Source organism: Bdellovibrio sp. HCB290, from assembly GCF_047305925.1.
Lineage (GTDB): Bacteria > Bdellovibrionota > Bdellovibrionia > Bdellovibrionales > Bdellovibrionaceae > Bdellovibrio.
This window is the reverse complement of record NZ_CP178620.1, coordinates 1,638,031-1,661,107: the sequence shown is the minus strand read 5'-3', so window position 1 is coordinate 1,661,107 and position 23,077 is coordinate 1,638,031. Positions and strand designations below refer to the sequence as shown.

Here is a 23,077-nt window from a genome sequence, read left to right as displayed (position 1 = left end):
CCTAACTAAATCGAAAACTGAAATTCTATCCAAACAATTCTATGACTCAAGCGATATTCAGCTTGGCCTTATGCTGCATAACCGCCGCAGATAAAACTAGAAGCGTCGGGTAAAACCACAACCCCTCGAAGCTGGAAATCGATGAATAGAAAATAAACATAAATAGCTGTGTGACAGTCAACGCAAAGGCCGTTTTTACCCAAACATCCTGACTTTTAAAAAATGCTCGAAAAGATAGCAGAACCAATATCCCAACGACTCCCCAGAAGAAGACAAAAAAGACAATTCCCAACTGAACCAGAATCTGCAAATAGCTGCTGTGTTGGTCACGGAAACTGAACTCAGAAAAGACATAACGATTCCGGTATTCTGTACCCTTTTTCTCGATGAATTCACGAAGTGGTTTTTCAACAGACTCGAACCCAGTGCCGAAGAACAGGTTCTCTTGGGCCATTTCCAAATTCACCTGCCACATATGAAGGCGGCCCGCATTTGAGGCGTCTTTTGAGGTTACAACACCATTTTCAGTTTTTGCGCTGAAGGAGCTTTCCAGACGATCCAACACTCCAGGGGTCACCACCAATGACAACACGACAAAAACAGCAAAGGCACAAAGCATTTTAAAATAGCGTTTTCCCGAAACACCCAAAGCCGCTAGTCCCAGGAATGTCGCGAGCCAAGGACCGCGGGTATTGGAAAGAACCAAGAAAACCAAAGAACACACCAGTAGAAGCGGTAGCGCGACTTTCTGGAGCCTATTCATTTTACTCCAAGTTACGGAGTGACCTATCAGTGCAAACAACACCACAGAGGAACAAGAAAGGAAATATCCCCAACGCGAGATATCCCAAAAGCTAGCCACACGTGTTTGTGAACCTAGTGCCCAATGCCAATCAGATCCAAACAGAACAATCGCCTTAATAAAAGCCGCGATCAAACCTATCGCCGAACCCCAACTAAAAACTTTGATTCCTTTTTTATCCTGGAACAACAAAGAGAAAGGAATGATGTATAGAGGCCAAGCCCATTCGCGTGCAACCTTAAGAGCAGCATCTAACCCTGCAATGGAAAGCAAGCTTACCAAAATCGCCAACGGATAAATACTCAACAAAACCGCGAACCAGTAGTTCTGCCGAATCGTCGCTTTCCAATTAATCTTAAACAGAGACCACAAAAGTAGGATCGTTCCGAAAATTGAAATTCCACTTTTTGAAACAAACATGGAAACGGCGAAAAGCGCCCACAAAGACAGCCAGATATTCCGTGAAATTTTAGATTCAGATTCAATAGGCCATTTGGGCTGCGAATATTCCATGAACAAGCTCACTCTCGAATGCGTCAACTATAGATGACCTTTCAGGAATTTCAAATAAAGCTGTTCAACTGCTGCGCCGCGAATCTAATTCCCGCAAACGCAGCACGTAATAAGATTGCGGACAAATGATCAGTTAGTTAGATAGTTGTTCTGATCCATTATATAAGCCCCTTTGGGGCACTTATACTCCACCGAAGAATCCGCCATTTCAATTCTTGGGAAAGTATCGACTATAAATCCACTCCAGGAGTCAGCCCAACCGGTCCTCAAAGCGTAGTAAAATCCAGCAGACAGGCCAAAATTCTTCATGCAAATTCGATTTTCAAATCGACTGTTTTGCTCTGCATCCCTTCTAACCGCTTCAAAATTGACGTTTGGCTTGTGCCAATGATGCTGATCTGATGCAATCAACACCAAAATCATCAGCGTTAATATCAATGCCCGTTTACTTTTACTTATTTGAATTGCGCCTTCCGTCATCAAATGCAGGCCAATCAGAGTTGCTGAAACAATGTAGTATTGATGAGCACTCAAGTGACTACCCCTCAAAAAATACATAACTAACAGAACCACCAGGCCGTATATGGCTACTATTTTGTTTTTTCGAATCCCATAGAAAAGAAAAATCAGACCAAAAATTTCAAACTGATCACGTAAAAAAGGAAATACGCCACTTGCTAGGGACGGCAAAAAATCGCTGAACATATGCTCAAGCGTCGGCATACCCGTATAATAGTAATTGAGAATGTCACTTGTTGGAACCATCGTCTTATACCACCAGAAATAGATTCCAGCAGAAGGCAGTAAACTGTAAATAAATCGACGGTCTTTTGTGATCAAAAATAAGTAGGGAATGAGGAATATAAAATACGGCCTCATAGCAAAGCCAACTGAGATCAATGTAAACCCCATTAAATTTAAAAGCACTTTGAGCCAAGAGCGTTCGCTTTTAACCCTGAATAATGCGGCTGATCCTGAAAAGAACAAAAACACCATGGCATCTGGTATCGGTATCAACATGTAAGTCACGATTGCCGATATCGCCACACTTAAAGTTGCAAAAATCTTTTGCTTTTCCTTGTTGTCTGGAAACAGCATCCGAACCCAGAACAACAATGCGATCAAAAAACAGGAATAAGCCAGAATCTTTGGAAAGACATAGCTCCAAACACCTGTCGCCTTACACGGCAAACTGACGATATAGCTAAAAAGAGGAAACTCTCCCCTAACAACACCCTTTGGCAGGGCACCACGAAATGCGATTCTTGGCTCAAGAAATGGAGCCGACTCGTAACAGTATATTACGCCTGTCATCAAAGTATCTGACTGGCGAACAAAATGCATACCCTGCAGAGGGTTACCAAGATTTCTGATAAAAAAGAGGGCAATGATTGAAAGTAAAATATAGGGAATATATTGAACTATTCTTTTCATTATCGGTCCAATGATTCAAATAATGGTGATCATACTGATTACAGCGGGAGCCAACCCTGAAACCCCGCTCAATACAGTGCCTAAATATGCCTCACACAATGTTAAGATCTACCAAGGCACCGCAATCAGAATTGAATTTAACTTAATTAGAATGCAGCTTTAATCGTTTGTCTAAATGACTTCACCGCAGCTTTAAAAAGTTTCCATTTTTTAATGGAAACTTCGCCAGTCTGGCGATCCTTGTACGGAACTTGGATCTCTTTGATGCGCATTTTCTTTTTACAAGCCATACCAGTGATGATCACGTTTGGAGCAAAAGTGTCCGCAGGGATCTCGTTATATACAGGTTTGAACTTTTCGGCACGCATCAAACGGTATGGAGAGTTCACGTCCCACACGCCCGTTCCGTAAAATACCCATACAACCCAGCGTGAAATCAAGCTGATGATTTTACGTGGCAGTGGGCTGAAACGACCGTCGCGTTGACCGATTAGGAAGTCGTAGTTAGCGCGGTCTGCCCACAATTCAGCGAATTTTTCAGGTCCCAACTCGTCGTCTGAGTCGATTTGAAAGATCCATTGGTAGTTTGTGGAGTTTTTGTATCCCAAAAGAATCGTCGGACCATGGCCGCTGTTCTTTTTGTCGTTCACTTTCAAAGTCGGGAACTTTTGTGCTGCGGAATTTAAAGCCGCCAGGGTTTGATCTTTCGAACCATCGTTATAAACGTTGATATCGTAAGAGATATTCAATTTATCTAAAGCAACAACCCATTTCTCAACAACTTGAGAAATACATTCTTCTTCATTATAAACCGGCATTACAACCGAAAGATCCTTGCTCATTTTACTGTCTCCACTGACCGTTCTTAATTTTTGAATCAAAGGTGTTTAACGCCATTGCGATTGCTTGATGCATATCAACATACACGTAGTTCCCTAAACGACCACCAAAGATAACATTCTTTTCATCCTTCGCAAGTGCTTTGTACTGCGCGAAGATCTCCTTGTCCTTGTCAGTATTGATCGGATAGTAAGGAACGTCGTTCTCTTTGGCGAAACGAGAGTATTCTTTAAAAATAACCGTCTTAGTATCAGATTGCTTACGCTCTGGATGGAAATGCTTAAATTCGTGGATACGTGTGTAAGGCACGTCCTCACCCGCGTAATTCATTACTGACGTTCCTTGGAAGTCTTTAGTGTCCACAGTCTGCTGTTCGAAATCTGTAGTTCTCCACCCCAATGACCCAAACTGATAGTTGAAGTACTTATCAATTGGACCTGTGTAGATGACCAAGCAATCCTTAGGGATTTGTTTTTGGATATCGAAGAAATCCACACCAAGTTTCGTCGTGATCAACTCGTGATCCAGCATTTTTTCGAAGATCTTGCCGTAGCCATCGACAGGAAGTCCTTCGTATTTGTCGTTGAAGTAACGGTCGTTATAGCTAAAACGCACTGGTAAACGAGTGATGATATTCGCAGGAAGCTTCGTTAGATCAGTTTCCCATTGCTTCTTGGTATAGCCCTTAATGAAGGCTTCATAGAGTGGGCGGCCGATCAAACTGATGGCTTTTTCTTCCAGGTTTTGTGGGTTTTCGATGTGGTCGCGTTCGATTTCTGATTTGATGAACGCCTCGCCCTCGACTGGATTTAGGTTCTTCCCGTAATAGGAATTAATCGTCATCAAATTGATCGGCATTGAGTACGTTTTATTTTCGTATTTTGTCAGCACACGGTGCTGATAGGAATTAAACGTCGTGAAACGATTGATATAGGCCCAAACCTCTTCGTTTGATGTATGGAAGATGTGCGAACCGTATTTATGGATTTCCGCATTCGTTTCGGCATCAGCATAGGAATAGGAATTCCCACCGATATGATCACGACGATCAATAACCAGAACTTTTTCTTTTAGTTCATTGGCAATTCTTTCGGCAATCACGGCGCCGTAAAAACCACTTCCTACAATCAGATACTTCAATCCATTAAAATCCATAGTGCTCACCTTTTAAAAACTACTTTCTTACGAAATACCATAGAGGATCACTCCCCTGGATATGTTTCACCAACGAGAACTTCGGAAATGAATTTTCATTCACTTGGAAGCGCTCGCCAAATTCCTTATCAAAGATCACCGCATTAATATCATGCTGATCTAATGCTGCATTTAGCCCTTCAGCCGTCATCTCAAAATGTTTATGAGATGCCTGGAACTGATAAGAAATAAAAGTTTGATAACGATATTTGGGAACTGCATCAAATACGAAATACACCGGCCCCAATAGATGTGATCCTTCAGGAAGATCAGCAACTAGTTCGGAATATCTTTGCGGGCGCGATTCTTTGTTGAAGGTAAAATCAAGATTGGATTGCCATTGCCCCACCAGGAACAAAACCGCTAACACAGCCACAACCTTACGATGCGCTGTAAAAGCCGCTGGCAAAGAGACCGTCGTCAAAAAGACAATGAAAGGCAGGAACAAAGTTAGATACTTCGTATCCTTGCCGTGGGCGATCAGAGCAAGCCAAAGACTGCCGGCAATCGCATAGACCGCAAGGTCCTTATATTTCGCCCAAATCTGCTTTCGACCAAAATAAATGACTGTGAAACTGAATAGCGAGAATGCGATTTCTTTAGGCGAGTGCAAGAAGCGCTGTTGTTCATTCAAAATGTTCAGCGGATAATGCCAGAACGAGAAATGACCAGTTCCGATGTCTTGCATGTTTTTGAACTGGTTCACCATCATGGTGATATCGGCCATGTTTTTTACTTCCAGCAAATGAAATAAAAACCCCAAAGCTGCGATACAGCCAAAGGCTAGCATTGGCACAAACTTGCGGCGGAACAATAGCAATACACAGGCTGCGCCCGGAACAACCACACCGTTTAAGTGATGTCCGATCGCGAGTGCTGCGGTCATGCCAGCAAGAGCGATAAAGATACCGCGGCCTTGCTTTAAAAACTCATTCAGAAACAAATAGGTCACTGTCGCAAATAACGCCACCGCGATTTCGGGACGATAGACAAAGGCCAGCTCGTAAATATGGGCATTGGTTAGCAGCAACAGGCCGAATACTAGGAACAACTCTGCGGGAGCTTGAAGGCGTTTGAAGACAAACTTCCATGCTACCAGCAGAGACATAAAATAAAACAGACTGGTGGCTTTAATTGAATACACACCCCAACCAAAGAGCTTTACGAAAAGCGAGCCTGCATAGAGGTACAATTTGTGGGTGAAAAAGAAATGCTCTTCCGCAAGTTGCCAACCACGCAAACCTTCACTGCGAAGGAAACCATTCGTAGCGAGCCAATATGTGGGCTCAGCCAGAACTGCCTCATCGACATGAATGCGTCTTCCAAAAAGGGAAAACACAAATAGGACCACGGTCACTAAAAGGGTCCATAAAACGGTATTTCGGGCTGCCTTGCTCATAGGGTACGAAGCCTACTCGGCCATTTGGAAATTAGCAATCTTGCGCTGTGCAATAAGATCAAATTAAAGACTGCGTTCCCAATCGAAAGCGGACTTACAGATGACTTCAAGATTGTCGTATTTGGGCTCCCACTTAAAGGCCTTTCTGATCTTGCTGGAGTCAGCGATCAAAATGGCCGGGTCCCCTGCGCGACGACCTTCTTCGACAATCGGGAATTCGTTGCCACTTACTTTGCGCAAAGTCGTTAGAACTTCCCGGACCGAGAAACCGTGTCCGTAACCACAGTTGAACACGTCTGACTCGCCACCTGCGACCAGATAGTTTAGCGCCAGCACATGAAGTTGCGCTAAGTCTTCGACGTGGATGTAGTCCCTGATACAGGTGCCGTCTGGAGTTGGATAATCAGTTCCGTAGATAGCGACCTGTTTCCTTTTACCCACAGCGGCCTGACTGCCCACGTGAATCAAGTGGTAAGCATTGGCCGTTTTTTGCCCGTTTTTTCCATCCAAGGCTGCGCCAGCGACGTTGAAGTATCTTAGAATGACGTTTTTAATGCCGTACTCTTTTCCACCTTCAGTTAAGATTCTTTCGCTCATAACTTTGGACCAGCCATAGGGATTAATGGGAACTGTTGGCAGAGTTTCGTTTAACAACCCACTCTCAACCCCATGACCGTAAGATGCAGCCGTGGATGAAAACACAACGTATTTAATGTTGTTGTCTTTGCAGGCTTGAACCAAGTTCAACATGCCCAGGGTATTGTTATGGTAATACGACGTTGGATGAGAGACCGATTCAGCTACGGAAAGTTTCGCCGCGAAATGAATGACGGCTTCGATTTTGTGGCGAACCATGACCCCAGACAATGCTGCTGCGTCGGTTACATCACCTTTTTCAAACACTGAATTTTTGGGAACAGATTCGATAAAGCCGGTTGATAGATTATCGAACACCACTACGTGGTGGCCTGCCTGTATCAACTGATTTGCTGTGTGCGAGCCGATGTATCCTGCTCCGCCGGTAACTAGAATGCGCATAATGACCCCGTAAACTTACTTAAGGTTGGGAATCGTATACCAATCCCTTGCCTTATAAAAGTGATATTCGTTGTGGGAACATTCGACGCTTCTTAAGAAAAGCTTCAATTACGCCAAGCATTAGCTTGTCTATCGTTGCTGCTCCAAAAAAAACAAAGTATCCGAATTCGGATTCCAATGTCACCTCCTTCGAATACAGCCCCTTTAAGATCGTCCCTACAATTTGCAGCATTCACGAGGAATATAATATTTGACACTCAATATAAAGTACGGTAGAATACCGTACAGAAGGGCAACAGTGAAACCTGTTACCACCGTGCTCGTCAGTCGATCCGCAGAAAAGCAGATCAATCGACTTCCGCAGCACATCCAGGAAGCACTTAGATACTGGGTTGAAACTGTGCAGATTATTGGAATTCGCGAAACTCGAAAACTTAGCGGTTATCACGATGAACCCTTAAAAGGTCATCGTTTAGGAGAACGCTCTGCCCGCTTAAACAGGGCTTATCGGGTCATTTACACTGTTACTGACAATGAAATTGAAATCACCGCCATTGAGGTAAATAAACATGCGTACTAAAAACCTTGGAAAACTTTTGGAAAAAGGCGCTCCACCCCTCTCCTTTGGTGGTTTTTTACGTTCCGCTCGCACCAACAAAGATCTTTCACAAACAGATATGGCGCAGTTCTTAAAAATCTCGAAAAGCACTCTTTGCGATATCGAAAAAGGACGTCAACACGTTAGCATCGAGCTGGCCGTAAAAATAGCCAAAAAATGCGGCCTCTCCGAGGCGCTAGCTGCAGAATGCTCCATTCGGGATTCCTTTCGCAAAGCCGGGTTAAAAATGTCCATAGAAGTAAAATTGATCGCTTAACTGGGATCACTTCCCTACAAGTTTGATCTTTCGTCGTATATCGCGTTTTGCTCCTTGTACTTTTGAAATGCCCGATGAATCATATTCATATGATTGCTTTGATAGTGCCCTGTTATAACGAAGAAAAAAGAATCAATCTTGAATCATTTGTTCAAGGTGATTCCATGGGTATTGAATTTTACTTCGTGGACGACGGATCAAAGGATCGTACCGCTTCAATCATTGAAGAGGCTTCCAAGAAGTATCCTTTCATTCATCTGGTCAAACTTGCTAAAAATTCAGGCAAAGCCGAGGCGGTTCGTCAGGGCATGATTGAAGTTCAGAAGAAAGTCAATTTTGACGACGATTCTTGGCTGGGATTTTGGGATGCTGATCTGGCGACTCCCCTTTCTGAAATTCCAAAGATGCTTCAATACGCAAGTCACTATCGACATGTGGATTCCATCTGGTGTAGCCGCGTTTATCGCCTTGGTGCCGATGTGCGCAGGTCGCCGTTGCGCCATTACCTGGGGCGTGGCTTTGCGACCCTTGTGGGCGAGCTTCTGCACGTTAAAAGCTATGATACTCAGTGTGGAGCAAAGCTGTTTAAACCATCTACGATTCAAACAGCGTTCAGTGAAAAGTTCATTGGCAAGTGGGTTTTTGACGTTGAGATATTATTGCGTTTGAAGAATTACTCGGTCATCGAGTATCCAGTAACCGAATGGCGGGATGTGCCTGGTTCTAAAGTGAAAATCAGCCGCGAGATTTTCCGCGTACTTTGGGAAATTCTTAAAATTCGAAAGAAGTATATCAAAAACTAAATTCACGCTTAAATCACTCCGTTAGATTCCCAGCAATTTGGCTGATTTGTCTAGCTATCGGACACGCATAGCTATCGCTCACCTTTTAATTCGACCCTAAATAAACCCTTAAGTTGCATATCATTCGCCAAAGAAATCCTGCACTTACGCAGTATTTACATTGAATATACGGTGTGCTATAATGATTTTCGAATGGGATGACAATAAAAACGTCTTAAACCAAAAGAAACACGGGATAAGCTTTGAAGACGCCATTCTGATTTTTAGGGGCGAGTTCACGATAACATACGACGACGCTCACTCCTCTAATCAAGAAGACCGCTTCTGGGCAATTGGGCGGAACCACTTGGGAATCATTGTCGTGATTTTTTCGGAAGTTGTGGATGATGTTATCAGAATCATTTCAGCCCGTAGGGCAACCCGAAGCGAGATTGAGAATTATGAAAAAACATAAAAGTTTAAAAGAAGCTATGAAGACAGCCAAACAAACGAAGCACCCACAAAAAGTGGCAGCGCTAGCCTCTGCTGATGTCAAAGTCAGCATCTCAATTCGTCTTGATCTTGAAGTTTTGAACTGGCTTAAGAGCGAAGGACAAAAACAGGGAATTCCCTATCAAACTTTGGCTAATTCTCTTTTAAAAAAGGCTTCGTCGGAATCCTCGCTGGAAGAACGCTTGGAAAAGATTGAAAAATTGATGGCTCTTAAACTGGGGTAACCTTGATTTTTTTCTATTTAAAATAGTTCTTGTACCAATCAGATACACGCTCAAGCGCTTGCTCTGCCGAAACTTGCGGCTGCCACGAGAGCTGCGTAGTGGCTTTTTCACAGTTCAACAATCCGTGAACGGAGCCCTTGGTCGTCGTTTGAAATTTCTGAATTGCGGCTCCCAGATATTTGGCTTTAAAGATTTCAGCGGCTTGCCCGACGGACAGTTGATGAGCTGCGCCTACGCCGAAATTCCACTCGCCTGAGTACTTGGGGCCTTGTTCGAACAACGCCTCGGCCAATGCTGTTAGCGCATTTATCGAGTCATCGACGTGCATCCAGGGACGAATTGAATCTGGATTTTTTAATGGCAAATCCAAACCCGCTTGAGCGGCTTGCGCCAGCTGCCAGATGAAACTTTCGGTGGCGAAGTCTCCCCCGCCAATCACGGAACCCATGCGTGCGGAAGCCAACGCGATTTTATGTTTGTTGTATTTTTCTGGTGCAAATACGCCTTGCAAATAGGATTCAAGAATTAGATCTGTGCAGGCTTTGGCTGTTGCTGCTGGGGCTTGCCCTGCCAAGGGAGAGTCTTCAGTCGCGGCGCCAGACTGCGCTTGCGCGCGATAAACTTTATCAGAAGACAGCATCACCATCGCGCGCACAGTGGCGGTTTCTCGCAACGCCTCCAGCAAATTCACAGTACCCATGACTTGAGAAGAATACGTATCACTGACGCGATCCCAGGAATCGCGCAGACCACCTCCGCCCGCCAGATGGAAAACCACTTGGGCTTCGGAATACTCAAGGGCCGCTTTCAACGCCAAAGCATCGCGAACATCCCCGAAGGTGGAATTGATACCCTGACCGATATTTGCGACTTCAAAGAAATTGGGATTGGTCGAAGGAGGAAGAGAAAAACCAAAAACTAAAGCTTCTGCCTGCTTTAATGCTAAGGCCAGATGACTGCCGCGAAAGCCCGTGTGCCCAGTGATAAAGACACGTCGTCCGCGCCAGAACTCCAGATTCATCCGCGAAGCCCTTGCTCCACGCCTTCGCCTCTGTGAGTGGGATGCACCCACAATGTTTCGTTACCATCATAGTTCCAATAAAAACCCACAGGGTCTGTATCGTGAATGGCCACGCGCAAGGCACCTTTGCCTTCTGTTGCCTTCATTTTAAGCAACGTCTGCGACAAGGACTGCTTGTTTAAATCGCCACCTGCAGTCGGCACACAGTGTTCTTCATACATGCGCGCCAATAAAGAAAGCTCGACCAAATTGAATACGGATTCGCGAATAAAGTATTTATCAGAGTGAAATGATGTCATGGGAATATTCTAAGGAACGAGCAAAGTAGATTCAAGACCTTATTAACCAGGACCAGCTACAGTTTGCGCATGCAGGATCTTATTGCGAGGCCGGGCTCCGACAAACTCGCTTAGGAAGTCCTGAAAAACATTCCCGAAATTAACATCGGCCAAATAATACAGATTGTTGGAGCGCACCAGATACGGTGTCAGTTCCCGTCCGCGAATCCTGGTTTCAGCCATGATTTCAATATTCATTTCATTGGTGGGAATGGTTTCGGGATGCATGGAAAGCCCAGGCTCGGAGCAGCGAGTGCTGCGCCCCCGGTAAAAGAAAATACACCGATCAAAGCTGACCTTTGAATAAGAGCCCATGTAGCGAAGGCCCAACTTTCTATTCAGTTGATCTCCTAGGGACCAGATGTTGTATCCCATCCATACGACATTGCGTTTTGAGTTAAGAAAATCCTCAACTAAAGGTTTCGGCACTAGATTATCAAACTCACTATTAACTATGAAGCTGACCTGACAGCGTTCCAGCTGTCCGCTGGAATAGCCGCTCATTTCAACAAGAACCCTTTGAAAATCAGGGAACTGATCAAACACCTTCAACGCACCCTCAAGATTTCGGGAGCTGTCGTAAACGACGGTGATGCATTTTTCCTGGGTCTTTTGCGATGTTTGAATCACTGCAAAAGTTGCTACAGATAACAATAAGACTGTCCCAGAAAAAATCAATCTCTTCATTTGATACTGACCTCGGCAGGCTCTGGGATTTCGACGCCAAAATGCGCGGGCATTTGATGTTCGGTTTTAATCCAGGCCGGTCGCTTACCGGTTCGCTGGCTTTCGCGATATTGACGATGAGCTTTTAAACTTGCCAGGACATTCACAGCATTTGCGACCAACCATCGCACAGGCACCATCGAGGCCTGACTGAAATCATTCACCCGATGCACAGCATGCATTCTTTGAATAATCCGTAAAAGCATTGCCCCGGCGTTAAATGCCAATAGTGCTGAAAATAAGTCTGTGCGAAGTACAGCTGGGATGTCTTGTTGGAAAGCAGCCGTTCCGATCATTCCCATCAACACCAATAAAGATGCCACGGTCAGCACACTACAAGCCGGTCCTTTGCGATCGCGGAGCAAGAAGTAGCGATCCACCCATCCCCCACTCCACTGAATATTGGCAAGCCCCTGATAGGCAATTCCCAGCGTCCAGCGCGATTTCTGACGAACACTTGCCGAAAAACGATTTGGAAAGTATTCGCGAGTGGCTATGAATTCTTTTTCACCGTTTTCATGGACAAGCTCGACACAGGCAAAATGGGATTTAAAGCCTAAAGGTTTGGCGATGATCCCTAAGTGATAGTCCTCGGTCAGCGTGTCTTCTTTCATCAATTGACCGTTTTGCTGGGCCATCATGGTTTTTACAAACTCCCGGGAGATACAAGTCCCCACTCCGGCTGAAGGAATCGCCGCCCCCATCGCTTGTCTGACCAAAAGATCTTTGGTGTGAGACTCGCTGAATTCATCGATGTACACTCCACCAACCAAAGAAGTTTTTGGAACATCGAAAGAGAATACCGGAATCTGAATGAAGTCCGCTTGATTGCTATAGTAGTTCAGCAACGTAAACGCCTGAGGATGCACGACATCCTCGGAGTCCTGAAGCAAAAGTAGATCCATACTTTTGCCAGAGGCTTTTTCAGAGTCCATGATCTTTCGGGCAATTTCGTTGAGCATCTGCCCTTTGGAAGTAGGACCTGGTTCGGAGTTCACTACAACGACGACTTTATCGGGATACATTTTTTCAAGACGGGCAGCTTCCTGCCAGGTCTCGGTGTCATTTGGATAAACTCCCAGGAAAAAAGTGTAGTTCTGATAGTCGATGCCGCGGATATTTCCCCGAATCATCGGTCCGATCACTTCCGCTTCCTTCCAATTTGCGATCATAATGGCAATGTGTTTTTGCGGAATGCCCTTCATACGTTGCAAAGATTTAATTGGCAGTCTTAAAGGACGGAGGCGTTTTATAAGAGCCACGGAATCAATAAACAGATCATCCAATATAAATAAACTGGTTGCGACCACAACGATGAAAGTCAGTACTGAAAAAAGATCGTCAAACCCGACTGCCCCCATTAGAACTGTCCCCCCAAAGCCAGCAAACCTTCAAGTTCGCCTTCGGAGGTATGTTTTTGAAAGGGATGGAAAACCAAGGCGCTGATATTCCATGATTTTTCGGACCAAGTGGCACGACCGCCAGCTCGCCATTCAGTCATGGTTGGACCAAGATCGTTACTGTTGCTAACTCTTTGATAGATTTCGCCGTAGGCATCCATGGTTAGTTTTGCTTGAGTAAACCAACGATAGCCTTGCTTCAACCAAACCAGTGTCACTGGCGTTGGATCCAAGCGGGGTACATACGCAGATTCAAAATAGCCTTCTGTAAAATTTTGGGTCATGCCCCACATTTGCAGATCACCGGCACTGAAGATCATTCGCGGATCCCAGGTACTAGTGGGTTCTTGCCCATCGATTGACATCAGGGTGCGGTAACCGACTTGTCCTTGAAGTTTGACTCCTGGATAGAATTGCAGCTGCAACCCCACGTTGGGATTTACTGTGTTGTCATAGTATTTCGACAGGGCTCCTGGAGATTGATACTGGATGTTTGCTCCCATGTAGGCTGATAGCCCCACAGGGCCCAAATCGCTAATGGGTTGGTAATAGCGCAGGCGGGAATCTGTTACGAAGTCGTAGTCATAGTAGTAGCTGCTTTCGGAGTAAAAATCGAAGAAGCCTTTTTTTAGGATTGAAATTCCTTCGTCTGAGATGATCGTTGTGGATCTGTTCACCACGTCGGGTGCTGCTGCTTCGGGGCTTCCGCCCTGACTTTGCGCTTGGGCTTTGATAGCCATTGCGGTGACTAAAGCCATCGCTCCAAATAGTACAAATTTAGCTAAAAAATGCTGCTTCATAACTTCCCCTCCTCGCCTGACAGAAACTGAAATTAATGGATGGGAAAAACAAAGAGGAGTTACAGAGTTGAAAGTTGGTTTTCCGTGCCAGACGACAGTTTACCGAGGGGGACTAAGAATTGCGTGGTGCATCGAAACGGTGCGTATATCAATTCGAGTTTCTGAGGAGTAGCCTTCGGAACATGACTGGCAAAAGAATTGAAATTGAATCGAATGTAATGGATGAGCGTCGCACCACTGGTTACCTGGAAGTGAAAAGCTTTAATCCGGCTGAAAAAACACGTAATGCTTTGAAGAAGCTGGCTTTATGGTGGGGACTTTCGCTGGTTTCGATTTTGATTCCTGTGTTTCACTTTGTATTGGTTCCGTTGTTTTTCTTTCTTGGGTTTTTCTTTGCGCGCAAGGGTTACAAATCCGAGGGGCAGATTTTGAATGGCGAGACGACTTGTCCTCATTGCGGCGCCGAGGTGAAGGTTGCCAAGGGTGAACTAAGCTGGCCAATGACTGAAATCTGCCAGGGCTGCGCGCGCGTGGTGCGCATGGAACCCAAAGCTTAAACTAGTCTTTTACCTGTATTCCCGCCTCACGCTGATACTTGTATTTATTGTGAGCCGAACACAAAGTTTGAAGGTTTGCAGCCGCATGGTCGCCACCAGCCCATTGAGACTGACGATGATCAACTTCAAGTCCATAGGTGCTACCGCACTTTTTTCCGGTTACAGGATCCAGGAACTGGCAGCATTGATCCCTGGCGAGAATTAAAGATCGAAGTCTTGGTGTGACCGACTTCAATACTCGCCCTTCGGTTTCCAATTTTCCATAAGCCTGAACGTCTTCGAGCTTACTAGCCATCGCCAATTTCACTTTTCCTAAGATATAGCTTCTGGAGAGAATCTCGAAAAATGACGACAAAGAGTGATCCCTGTTATTTTCCTGAAGAAGATGGGCTGCCTTGTCCTTTGCCTGCATGACGGTCTCATGCTGGTTCCGCGAAAAAGTAAGTGAAACATGGACAGATTCGTCCCGCTGCATGCGGACTTGCTCGGTTTTTTTTAATTTAATTTCCAATTCTTGAGCGATCTCTTTCTGTGTTTCTAGTGTAGTTTTACCACTTATGATGTTAACTAAATCCACTTTCTGCTGGACGCTGACTTCTACGCCCTCTTTTCTTTTTTCTTTGATTGCACGGGAAAGTTCTGAAAGCTGAGCAAGATTTAGTGTGCCCTGATGTATTTTTGCCGCAACCATCGGTACGTCCCTTAAAATACGAGAAGCCTCCAGTCTCCTCATTGCGGCCGAGCCAGAATAAGAGAGCTCCTTGGTCAGATAGTCGTACATTGTGGCATGTCCGCGTTGAAGAAAGATCTTTCGAGTTTCCACTTCCTTGATATGAACTAAAACCAGATGCAACAACTCGCGCTCTTTCCGAGCTAAGTGTTTTAGCCGAGATTCGACCTCGAAATCGCTCAGAGTATGAATTTCCATGTTTTCCTCCGTTTTAAAAAAGAGGTCAGCCAGATCCGTGCCAAAAGAAATTAATATATATGATTGCTGTATTGATCTTTGTGCGCACCGCAAAACCGAATGGTTCTGCACATAGTCATCACATTAACGCGAATGCGCTACCAAAAGTGTGTCCGTACCTTTCAGTCCTAACTTAGTGAGCTTACTTCAAACCCAAAAGCAGGATCTGCTGCAAAGGATGAGCGTAGGAACTTCGACAGCGCGATTGATGGCGGCGTTAAAACCCCAGAACGCCTGTAGCGGTCAAAAAGGTCTGAATGCGGAGGGCTTTCCCCGCAGTGCAGGCGTGCTAATTGCACGTCGAAGCGAGGAGAAAGACCGACAACGCAGCAGTCAGGCCTTTTTCACCGCTACGGGTCTAGCCGAAGCGGCCGGTGATGTAGTTTTCTGTTTTCTGATCTTTCGGATTTGTGAAGACTTGATCGCTTCCACCGAATTCAATCAGATCCCCCAGATACATAAACGCCGTATAGTCAGACACACGGGCTGCTTGATGCAGACTGTGTGTGACGATGGCAATAGTCACATCTTTACGAAGCTCTTGAATCAGTTCTTCGATATGACGAGTGGAGATTGGGTCCAGGGCCGAGGTTGGCTCGTCCAATAATAATATTTCTGGTTCAGTTGCAAGGGCACGGGCGATACACAGACGTTGCTGCTGTCCGCCTGACAATGCCGTCGCTGAAGAATTCAAGCGGTCTTTAACTTCTGCCCACAAGCCCGCTTGCTGCAGGGATTTTTCCACGCGCTCTTCCATGAAAGCTTTCTTTTTAACGCCGCGAACTTTCAGACCGTAAGCCACGTTTTCGTAAATGCTTTTTGGGAAGGGATTTGGTTTTTGGAAAACCATCCCGATACGCATGCGCACTTCCATCGGATCGATGTCTTTACCCAAAATATTGATGCCGTCCGGATGCAAAGTGATCTCGCCCTGATAGTGAGCATTGGCATACAGGTCGTGCATACGATTAAAACAACGCAACAGCGTGGTCTTACCACAACCGGAAGGTCCAATAAGAGCCGTCACACGATTTTCGTAAATCGGCAGAGTAATACCGTTAAGAACCTTTTTTTCTCCGTAAGAAAAAATCAGGTCTTTCACTTCGGCTCTTAGAACTAGTTCGTTACTCATAAAAAATTCCTAATCTTCTAAATCAATTCTTTATCCAACACAGTTTTTTTAACGAAACTGCAGCTGTTTTTTTAGACCACTCACCACCCGATGGGAGTAAGTAAGTCCGTACCTTTCGCCTCGTACTTGGCGAACCTTCTACCACTTCATCTTTTTACGGAAGCGGGAACGCAGCCAGATGGCTCCGCCGTTCATTATCAGGGTCATTATCAATAGAATCACACCCGTTGCAGCGGCGTTCACGTGGAACGCTGCCTGCGGACGAGACAACCAGTTAAACATTTGAATAGGCATGACCGTGAATGGATCCATCAGCCATTGAAAATTTAAATATGGAAGATGAGTGTCCAATGGCGATGTCGGCAAAAAGGCGATGAAGGTCAAAGCGCCGATCGTGATCAATGGAGCGGTCTCCCCGATCGCGCGCGATAAAGAAATAATCACGCCCGTTAAAATACCGCCCGAAGAGTATGGCAAGATGTGATAACGGATGGTCTGCCATTTGCTGGCTCCCATAGCATAACTGGCTTCGCGGATGATATTTGGAATAGAGCGAATCGCTTCACGAGTCGTCACGATGATGATCGGCAAAACCAGCAGTCCCAATGTCAGACCCGCAGTCAGAATGCTTTGCCCCAGTTTCAATTTATAAACAAACAATCCCAAAGCCATCAGGCCATAAGTGATCGACGGAATTCCCGCTAGATTGATGATATTCAGTTCAATCAATGAAGAGACCCAGTTTTTCTTAGCGTACTCTTCCAGGTAAACCCCAGCAGCGACACCCAGTGGAATCGCGCAAAACGCCGTGGTCAGCATGATACAAAATGATCCCACCCACGCAGACAGAATTCCGGCTTTTTCCGGAAAGCGCGACGGAAAGTTCGTGAAGAAATCCCAATTAATGCGCGGGACACCCGTGATTGCCAAATCCACAATCAGCGCCAGCAATGTGATCAAAGCAAACATCAAAGCCATCAGCCCCGCCAAAGCAAAGCAAAAGTCCCACATCTGACGGCGCTTGATATTGGATAGAAGGTCTTTTCTTGATTCCATCTATTCCTTCTCCTGAAATTTCTTACGAAGCCACAAACCGATAATATTAAAACACAACGTCAAACACAGCAGGCTTAAACCTGCGACATAGATCGACTGATAACCGATAGAGCCATGGGGCAAATCGCCCAAACTCACTTGCACGATAAAGGCCGTAATTGTGGCCGAAGGCTCCAAGGGATTCAAAGTCAGATTCGGTTGCATACCCGCCGCAATGGCAACAACCATGGTTTCACCTAAAGCACGCGAGATTCCCAGGATATAGGCCGAAGTGATTCCGGAAAAGGAGGCTGGAATCACGACTCGGAAAGCGGTTTGAATACGAGACGCTCCCACTGCAAAAGAAGCTTCACGCAAGTGACTGGGCACAGAGCGCATGGCATCTTCACTTAGAGAGCTGATGTAAGGGATGATCATAACCCCCATCACGAGCCCTGCCGATAAAACGTTAAAGCCTCCCATCGAAGGGAAAACTTTTTGTAGCAGCGGCGTCACAAATAACAAGGCAAAGTATCCGTACACCACCGTCGGAACGGCAGCCAAAAGCTCAAGAACTGGCTTTAAAACTTCACGAACATTGGGGCTTACGTATTCACTTAGAAAGGCTGCCGCCACTGTTCCAAGGGGAATAGCGACCAACAACGCAATGATCGTGGTCAGGAATGTTCCACACAATAAAGGTAAAATACCATAGTGAGCATTTTCAAATAACGGCGTCCACTCACGGTCCGTGATGAAATCCCAGAAGCTGACATGTTCAAAAAACGGGATGCTTTCTGTGACCAGAATCCCGACGATCCCCATAGTCACAAGAACTGAACTTGCCGCCGCTAAAAACAGGATGGACTCAATAAGAGTCTCCTTCAGACGGCGCATGCGGCGAACAGGATGATCCGCGGATGTAAATTCAGATAGTTTCTTTAATTGTTTTTTACTCACAGTGGGTACTTCTATCTCGCACTTTCGCGCTTCATCAGATCTTCGATTTTCACACCGATTTCTGTATGACCACCGAAAACAGTGCCCACTTTTTTGATTTTAACGTGCTCCTGGCCAATTCTGTAGGCTGAGGCCGGCAGCGGTACGTATTTAACTTCAGGCACGATCGTCGCACATTTTTGCAAAAAGAAATTCGTGAACTCCAAAACTTCAGCCTTAGCCAAAGATTTTTCATTCACATAAATGAAAACCGGGCGAGACAACGGAAAGTACTCCCCACTTTCAACCGTGCTACGAGCTGGAATCACCGGATCGCTTTTCTTGGGAGACTTAGGACCACCCACGACCGGAACGATACGAAGCTTACCGATATTTTCTTCCGCATAAGCCAAAGGCATGTAGCCGATAGAATTAATATCGTTCGCAACACCCGTTACCAACGTGTTGTCATCTTCGCTGGCCGTATAATCACCACGCGAAGACTTTGCCTTACCCACGATAGCTTCCGTGAAGTAATCAAAAGTTCCCGAATCCGCGCCCGCACCGAAAAGTTTTAACTTTTCTTTTGGCCATGCCGGATTCACATCCGACCACAGCATGATTTTTCCTTGGGCTGCTGGTTCCCACATTTTCTTCAGCTCTTCTGTCGTGATGGATTTCAGCCAGGTGTTTTTTGGGCTGACTACGATGGCGGTTGCATCATAGGCAATAGGCAACTCCAAAAAGCGAATGCCCTTTTCCTGGCATTTTTGAATTTCAGCTGCTTGGATGGGACGAGACGCATTTTGAACATCCGTCTCGCCACGGCAAAACTTTTTAAAACCGCCACCGGTTCCTGAAATGCCAACTGTCACACGGACTTTACCGCGTTTCATAGTTTGGTATTCCTCTGCCATCGCCTCCGTAATTGGAAACACGGTGCTGGAACCATCAATGCGAATCACTGGCACTTGCGCGTGCACAGGAGTACCCAAGAACAAAGATGCTAAAAAAGTAAGCAGTAGTGACATGGTAGAAATCTATCACGGGCTATTTTTAGAGTATTGTTAAGGTTTGATTATGATTTAGCCATTTTGCGTTATAAGGATCTTCGGGCTATCATTTAAACAACTATGACAAACGATCCTTCGACGTCCACAAAATCACTGATTGAGCAGGTATTTGCAACTCTGCCAAGTGCCGTTTATTTATTCGACATCCCCAGCGGCACACTCTCTTGGTTTAATGAAAATGTCGCAAGCCGATTTGGATGGACTCAGGAGCAACTGACAGCCCTTGGACACGACTACTGGGCCACGGTCATTCACCCTGACGATTTGCCCGTAATTCAAAAATCCCGTGAATACGTGTTAGGCGAAATGCCCGAGGGTGAGATTCTGCATTTTGAATATCGCTTTAAGGATGCTTGGGGGCAATACCACTGGCTTGATGATCGCATCACAGTATTTAAGCGCGATGAAAAAGGCATTCCGATCAGTGTTGTCGGTATTGCTTCAGTTGTGGATGACCAAAAGGCCCGTGAGGTCGAATTAGCCGAGGCTTTGGATAAATTGAACATGTCCTTGTCGGCGGCAAAAATGGGGACAATGTCATTTGACGTCGTCACTGCGACTCCCACTTGGGATCGCCGCATGTTTGAAATGCACGGCGAAGAACCCAATGACGACCCCATGGAAACCTATCGCCGTCGGATTTTACCAGAGGACCGGGAGCCCGCAACAACGCAGTTTTATGACGCCTATTTAAGCGACAACCCCGAGATCTCTGTTCATTATCGCGTTCGTCATGACGATGGTTCCGTCCATAATATCACGATGTATGGACGAAAAAACGATACTAAACCCGGCTCGCCATTCGTGGGTGTCGCCTGGGATGCCACTCGTGAAATTCAATCTGAAAGAAAGATCGCAGAGTCCAATGCGAAGATGGTTTCTGCTGCAAAAATGGCGGCCTTAGGCGAAATGTCCGGAGGGATCGCTCACGAGATTAACAATCCCCTGACCGTTATTCAGGCGCGCTCCTTCCAATTAACCCAGATGGTGGATCAGGGAAATCTGGATCCGGAAAAAATCAAACAGGCTGCGGAAAGCATCAGTAAAACAGCTGATAAAATCGCCCGCATCATCAAGTCCCTGCGATCATTTTCACGCGAAGGTGAAAATGATCCCTTTGAGTTTGTCAGCGTGAAAAGCCTGGTCGATGAAACTTTGGAGTTTTGTCGCACGCGCTTTTACAATCATGAAGTGGAACTTCAGATTTCCCCGATCGACGAGGAGTTCGAAATTGAATGCCGCTTGATCCAAGTGGAACAGGTATTACTGAATTTGTTGAACAACTCGTTTGATGCCGCTCAAAACTCCCCGCAAAAATGGATCCGAGTAGAGGCTGTGGAGTATTTGGACTACATCGATATCAAAGTGATAGATTCGGGACCTAAAATTCCTGATCATGTCGCCGAAAAACTTATGCAGCCCTTTTTCACAACCAAAGAGCTAGGCAAGGGCACAGGGCTTGGACTAAGTATTTCAGCCGGAATTATGAAATCACATAAAGGGGATTTGTTCCTGGATCGCACCGCAGAGCACACCACTTTCGTTATGCGTCTGCCTCGTTTGCAATAGCATCAGGGAGAAAACTCAAACCCCTGATTCGGCGTCCAGTTGATACGGTACACGACACAATTGGGGATCGGCAAAGGCTCCTGCAAATCAGGTCTTAGGGAATGAAGAAATCTCTTTAACATCAGACCATGAGTGCAAAGCCCCGCGACCTCAAAAGTTTTCGTATGGAACATTTCCAGAAGTCCGCCTTTAAATCTTTCGATCGCGGCTAAGGCACTTTCGCCATTATTGTAGGTAAAAGAGAAATTCTTAATTTCGTGGGATGTCCAGCGCAGCCAACTTTCCTCGCCATGGATCTGTTTGATTTCATCCTGAGTCATTCCTTCGATGTCCCCCAGAAAAACTTCGCGGAATTTTTCTGATACAAAAGTGGGCGCACTGAGGTGTTCGTTGGCGATGGCGGCGGTTTGTTGAGCGCGCATCAGGTCGCTGCTGAACATCACCTCTACCGGATGTTTCTTAAAGAAACTTTGCAGCTCCAATGCTTGTTTACGTCCTTCTTCGTTCAAAGGAATATCTGAATGCCCCTGCATTCGGCGAATTAAATTCCAATCCGTCTGACCGTGTCTATACAGGTAAATCGTTTTTGTCATGATGGCCTGATTGAAACACTTGCAAGCTGAATTTAAAAGAGGAAAGATATCTACATGCATAAGATTATCAGAACTTTCCGCAGGTCTTTTGAGTCTTTGTTTAGTATGCGTCTGCTTTTGCTGACCTTCGTCCCTCCTATTCTTGGTGTCATCGCCGTCTTTCTGGTTTTTTTCTTTTATTGGGGAAGCTGGACCGTAGGACTTGAGGGATTCTTGCAAGGGCTATGGCCTTTTCAATGGTTGCATGATTTCACCGGTTACGAGGGATATGTCGATGCGGTGGCGGCGATTGTGCTGGTTTTGTTTTTCATTCCCGCCTGTTTTTTAATGGCATTGATTTTGGTTTCTATTTTTGTTTTGCCCATGGCGCTGAAATGGATTGCCGAAAAAGATTATCCGCATCTTGAGAAAAAACGTGGCGGCTCTTTGATCGGGAGTTTGTGGAATACTCTCTATGCTTCGGCTTTGTTTGTCTTTTGGTTTTGCGTGACCTTGCCTTTGTGGCTTCTGCCTGCTGGCGCAGTTCTAGTGCCTTTAAGTCTGACTTCGTGGCTAAACAAGAAGGTTTTTCTGTACGATGTTTTGCAGGACTATGCGAGCGAGGAAGAACGCCATGTGATTGAATCCATGGAAGCAAAACCCTTGTTTGGAATGGGGCTCATTATTGGAATATTTTCTTATATTCCTTTCGCCTTGTTCTTTTTGCCGGTCTTTGCGGCGATTTGCTACACCCATTACGGTTTAAACGCCCTCACAGTCTTAAGATCAAAAAAATCCCAAGGCGCGCCAGCCTAGGGTGGCTTTTTGATGTCAGATCAGCTATCTTGGCCCCGTGAACAAATGCGGTCAGGAACGTAAAAATATCGATATCGACACCCTTGAAGAAAGGGTGCGCAAAGCTGGGATGAAACTGACCCAGCAACGCAGTCAGATGCTAAAGATTCTTTTGCATCATCCTGAGCCTATTTCTGCCGACGAGATTTTTAAAAAAATCGGCGGCAAAGATGCCGGCGCTGACCTGGTCACGATCTATCGTATCCTAAAAAAATTTGAAGAAGCCCTGCTGGTAAATCGCCTGGAATTCGGCGATGGCGTGGCTCGCTTTGAATTAACCTTAGAGTCCGGACACCACCATCATCACGTGATCTGCCGCAACTGTCAGCGTGTGGAAGCTCTGCACATCTGCGATCTAGATCCCCACATCCAGATGGTTGAGAAAATGGGCTACAAACAAGTCTCCCACCGCCTGGATTTCTTCGGTCTGTGCTCCAAATGCCAATAACCTCAACGCATTGCTTCCGCAAGTAGGACCT

At 45.7% G+C, this 23,077-nt stretch carries 26 protein-coding genes; 9 read left to right on the top strand and 17 right to left on the bottom strand.

What is annotated here, in order from left to right; translation table 11 throughout:
* Positions 1 to 46: 46 nt before the first annotated feature.
* The 6 genes from ACLVWU_RS08125 to galE form a co-directional block, all read right to left on the bottom strand.
* On the bottom strand, positions 47 to 1,315 hold the full coding sequence (locus tag ACLVWU_RS08125; RefSeq protein ID WP_413578490.1) for an O-antigen ligase family protein: 1,269 nt from the start codon (positions 1,313 to 1,315) through the stop codon (positions 47 to 49).
* A gap of 129 nt (positions 1,316 to 1,444) precedes the next feature.
* Entirely contained in the window at positions 1,445 to 2,749 is a 1,305-nt protein-coding gene (locus tag ACLVWU_RS08120) for a hypothetical protein (RefSeq protein WP_413578489.1), read from the bottom strand.
* Between the two features lie 146 nt (positions 2,750 to 2,895).
* Positions 2,896 to 3,591 (bottom strand): glycosyltransferase family 2 protein, encoded by a 696-nt coding sequence (locus tag ACLVWU_RS08115; RefSeq protein WP_413578488.1) that lies wholly within the window; start codon positions 3,589 to 3,591, stop codon positions 2,896 to 2,898.
* Between the two features lies 1 nt (position 3,592).
* The gene (glf, locus tag ACLVWU_RS08110) at positions 3,593 to 4,744 is read right to left on the bottom strand and encodes a UDP-galactopyranose mutase (RefSeq protein ID WP_413578487.1); all 1,152 of its coding nucleotides are present in this window, start codon (positions 4,742 to 4,744) and stop codon (positions 3,593 to 3,595) included.
* 19 nt (positions 4,745 to 4,763) lie between these two features.
* A complete protein-coding gene (locus tag ACLVWU_RS08105; protein WP_413578486.1) occupies positions 4,764 to 6,182 on the bottom strand; it encodes a hypothetical protein in 1,419 nt (472 codons plus the stop codon).
* A 63-nt stretch (positions 6,183 to 6,245) separates the two neighbouring features.
* Positions 6,246 to 7,220: a UDP-glucose 4-epimerase GalE gene (gene galE, locus ACLVWU_RS08100; protein ID WP_413578485.1), complete on the bottom strand. Its 975-nt coding sequence runs from the start codon at positions 7,218 to 7,220 to the stop codon at positions 6,246 to 6,248.
* Positions 7,221 to 7,518: 298 nt separating this feature from the next.
* Here galE and ACLVWU_RS08095 point away from each other — a divergent pair, with 298 nt between their 5' ends.
* The 5 genes from ACLVWU_RS08095 to ACLVWU_RS08075 all read left to right on the top strand — a co-directional run bounded on the left by ACLVWU_RS08095 (position 7,519) and on the right by ACLVWU_RS08075 (position 9,614).
* The gene (locus ACLVWU_RS08095; RefSeq protein WP_413578484.1) at positions 7,519 to 7,800 is read left to right on the top strand and encodes a type II toxin-antitoxin system RelE family toxin; all 282 of its coding nucleotides are present in this window, start codon (positions 7,519 to 7,521) and stop codon (positions 7,798 to 7,800) included.
* Positions 7,790 to 8,095 (top strand): helix-turn-helix transcriptional regulator, encoded by a 306-nt coding sequence (locus ACLVWU_RS08090; protein ID WP_413578483.1) that lies wholly within the window; start codon positions 7,790 to 7,792, stop codon positions 8,093 to 8,095. Before ACLVWU_RS08095 ends, ACLVWU_RS08090 begins: the two co-directional genes overlap by 11 nt.
* 74 nt (positions 8,096 to 8,169) lie before the next feature.
* Positions 8,170 to 8,898 (top strand): glycosyltransferase, encoded by a 729-nt coding sequence (locus ACLVWU_RS08085; protein ID WP_413578482.1) that lies wholly within the window; start codon positions 8,170 to 8,172, stop codon positions 8,896 to 8,898.
* Positions 8,899 to 9,079: 181 nt separating this feature from the next.
* Positions 9,080 to 9,352 carry a BrnT family toxin gene (locus ACLVWU_RS08080; protein WP_413578481.1) on the top strand — a complete coding sequence of 91 codons (273 nt, stop codon included), beginning with the start codon at positions 9,080 to 9,082 and terminating at the stop codon, positions 9,350 to 9,352.
* The gene (locus ACLVWU_RS08075) at positions 9,339 to 9,614 is read left to right on the top strand and encodes a BrnA antitoxin family protein (protein ID WP_413578480.1); all 276 of its coding nucleotides are present in this window, start codon (positions 9,339 to 9,341) and stop codon (positions 9,612 to 9,614) included. The genes ACLVWU_RS08080 and ACLVWU_RS08075 overlap by 14 nt, the downstream gene beginning before the upstream one ends.
* A gap of 13 nt (positions 9,615 to 9,627) precedes the next feature.
* Here the strand turns inward: ACLVWU_RS08075 and rfbG are convergent, their stop codons facing one another.
* From rfbG to ACLVWU_RS08050, 5 genes are read right to left on the bottom strand one after another with little or no spacing between them, the layout of a single operon-like run.
* Positions 9,628 to 10,635 (bottom strand): CDP-glucose 4,6-dehydratase, encoded by a 1,008-nt coding sequence (gene rfbG / locus ACLVWU_RS08070; protein WP_413578479.1) that lies wholly within the window; start codon positions 10,633 to 10,635, stop codon positions 9,628 to 9,630.
* Positions 10,632 to 10,934, bottom strand: a complete 303-nt coding sequence (locus ACLVWU_RS08065; RefSeq protein ID WP_413578478.1) for a hypothetical protein — start codon at positions 10,932 to 10,934, stop codon at positions 10,632 to 10,634. The genes rfbG and ACLVWU_RS08065 overlap by 4 nt, the downstream gene beginning before the upstream one ends.
* Positions 10,935 to 10,976: 42 nt before the next feature.
* A complete protein-coding gene (locus ACLVWU_RS08060; RefSeq protein ID WP_413578477.1) occupies positions 10,977 to 11,660 on the bottom strand; it encodes a hypothetical protein in 684 nt (227 codons plus the stop codon).
* The gene (locus ACLVWU_RS08055; protein WP_413578476.1) at positions 11,657 to 13,060 is read right to left on the bottom strand and encodes a glycosyltransferase; all 1,404 of its coding nucleotides are present in this window, start codon (positions 13,058 to 13,060) and stop codon (positions 11,657 to 11,659) included. The genes ACLVWU_RS08060 and ACLVWU_RS08055 overlap by 4 nt, the downstream gene beginning before the upstream one ends.
* A complete protein-coding gene (locus ACLVWU_RS08050) occupies positions 13,060 to 13,899 on the bottom strand; it encodes a hypothetical protein (RefSeq protein WP_413578475.1) in 840 nt (279 codons plus the stop codon). Before ACLVWU_RS08050 ends, ACLVWU_RS08055 begins: the two co-directional genes overlap by 1 nt.
* Before the next feature lie 182 nt (positions 13,900 to 14,081).
* Between ACLVWU_RS08050 and ACLVWU_RS08045 the strand changes: the two genes are divergently transcribed.
* Entirely contained in the window at positions 14,082 to 14,456 is a 375-nt protein-coding gene (locus ACLVWU_RS08045; protein ID WP_413578474.1) for a hypothetical protein, read from the top strand.
* Position 14,457: 1 nt separating this feature from the next.
* Here ACLVWU_RS08045 and ACLVWU_RS08040 read toward each other — a convergent pair whose 3' ends face one another.
* The 5 genes from ACLVWU_RS08040 to ACLVWU_RS08020 form a co-directional block, all read right to left on the bottom strand.
* Positions 14,458 to 15,384, bottom strand: a complete 927-nt coding sequence (locus ACLVWU_RS08040; RefSeq protein WP_413578473.1) for an HNH endonuclease — start codon at positions 15,382 to 15,384, stop codon at positions 14,458 to 14,460.
* Positions 15,385 to 15,781: 397 nt separating this feature from the next.
* On the bottom strand, positions 15,782 to 16,555 hold the full coding sequence (pstB, locus tag ACLVWU_RS08035) for a phosphate ABC transporter ATP-binding protein PstB (protein ID WP_413578472.1): 774 nt from the start codon (positions 16,553 to 16,555) through the stop codon (positions 15,782 to 15,784).
* 138 nt (positions 16,556 to 16,693) lie between these two features.
* A complete protein-coding gene (gene pstA / locus ACLVWU_RS08030; protein WP_413578471.1) occupies positions 16,694 to 17,611 on the bottom strand; it encodes a phosphate ABC transporter permease PstA in 918 nt (305 codons plus the stop codon).
* Positions 17,612 to 18,487 carry a phosphate ABC transporter permease subunit PstC gene (gene pstC, locus ACLVWU_RS08025; RefSeq protein ID WP_413578776.1) on the bottom strand — a complete coding sequence of 292 codons (876 nt, stop codon included), beginning with the start codon at positions 18,485 to 18,487 and terminating at the stop codon, positions 17,612 to 17,614. It lies immediately after the preceding gene.
* 74 nt (positions 18,488 to 18,561) lie between these two features.
* Entirely contained in the window at positions 18,562 to 19,560 is a 999-nt protein-coding gene (locus ACLVWU_RS08020) for a PstS family phosphate ABC transporter substrate-binding protein (protein WP_413578470.1), read from the bottom strand.
* Positions 19,561 to 19,662: 102 nt separating this feature from the next.
* Here ACLVWU_RS08020 and ACLVWU_RS08015 point away from each other — a divergent pair, with 102 nt between their 5' ends.
* Positions 19,663 to 21,171 carry a PAS domain-containing protein gene (locus tag ACLVWU_RS08015; RefSeq protein ID WP_413578469.1) on the top strand — a complete coding sequence of 503 codons (1,509 nt, stop codon included), beginning with the start codon at positions 19,663 to 19,665 and terminating at the stop codon, positions 21,169 to 21,171.
* A 2-nt stretch (positions 21,172 to 21,173) separates the two neighbouring features.
* Here ACLVWU_RS08015 and ACLVWU_RS08010 read toward each other — a convergent pair whose 3' ends face one another.
* Entirely contained in the window at positions 21,174 to 21,764 is a 591-nt protein-coding gene (locus ACLVWU_RS08010) for a histidine phosphatase family protein (RefSeq protein WP_413578468.1), read from the bottom strand.
* Positions 21,765 to 21,818: 54 nt separating this feature from the next.
* Here ACLVWU_RS08010 and ACLVWU_RS08005 point away from each other — a divergent pair, with 54 nt between their 5' ends.
* A complete protein-coding gene (locus tag ACLVWU_RS08005) occupies positions 21,819 to 22,559 on the top strand; it encodes an EI24 domain-containing protein (protein ID WP_413578467.1) in 741 nt (246 codons plus the stop codon).
* A 37-nt stretch (positions 22,560 to 22,596) separates the two neighbouring features.
* Positions 22,597 to 23,046 (top strand): Fur family transcriptional regulator, encoded by a 450-nt coding sequence (locus ACLVWU_RS08000; RefSeq protein ID WP_413578466.1) that lies wholly within the window; start codon positions 22,597 to 22,599, stop codon positions 23,044 to 23,046.
* Positions 23,047 to 23,077 lie beyond the last annotated feature (31 nt).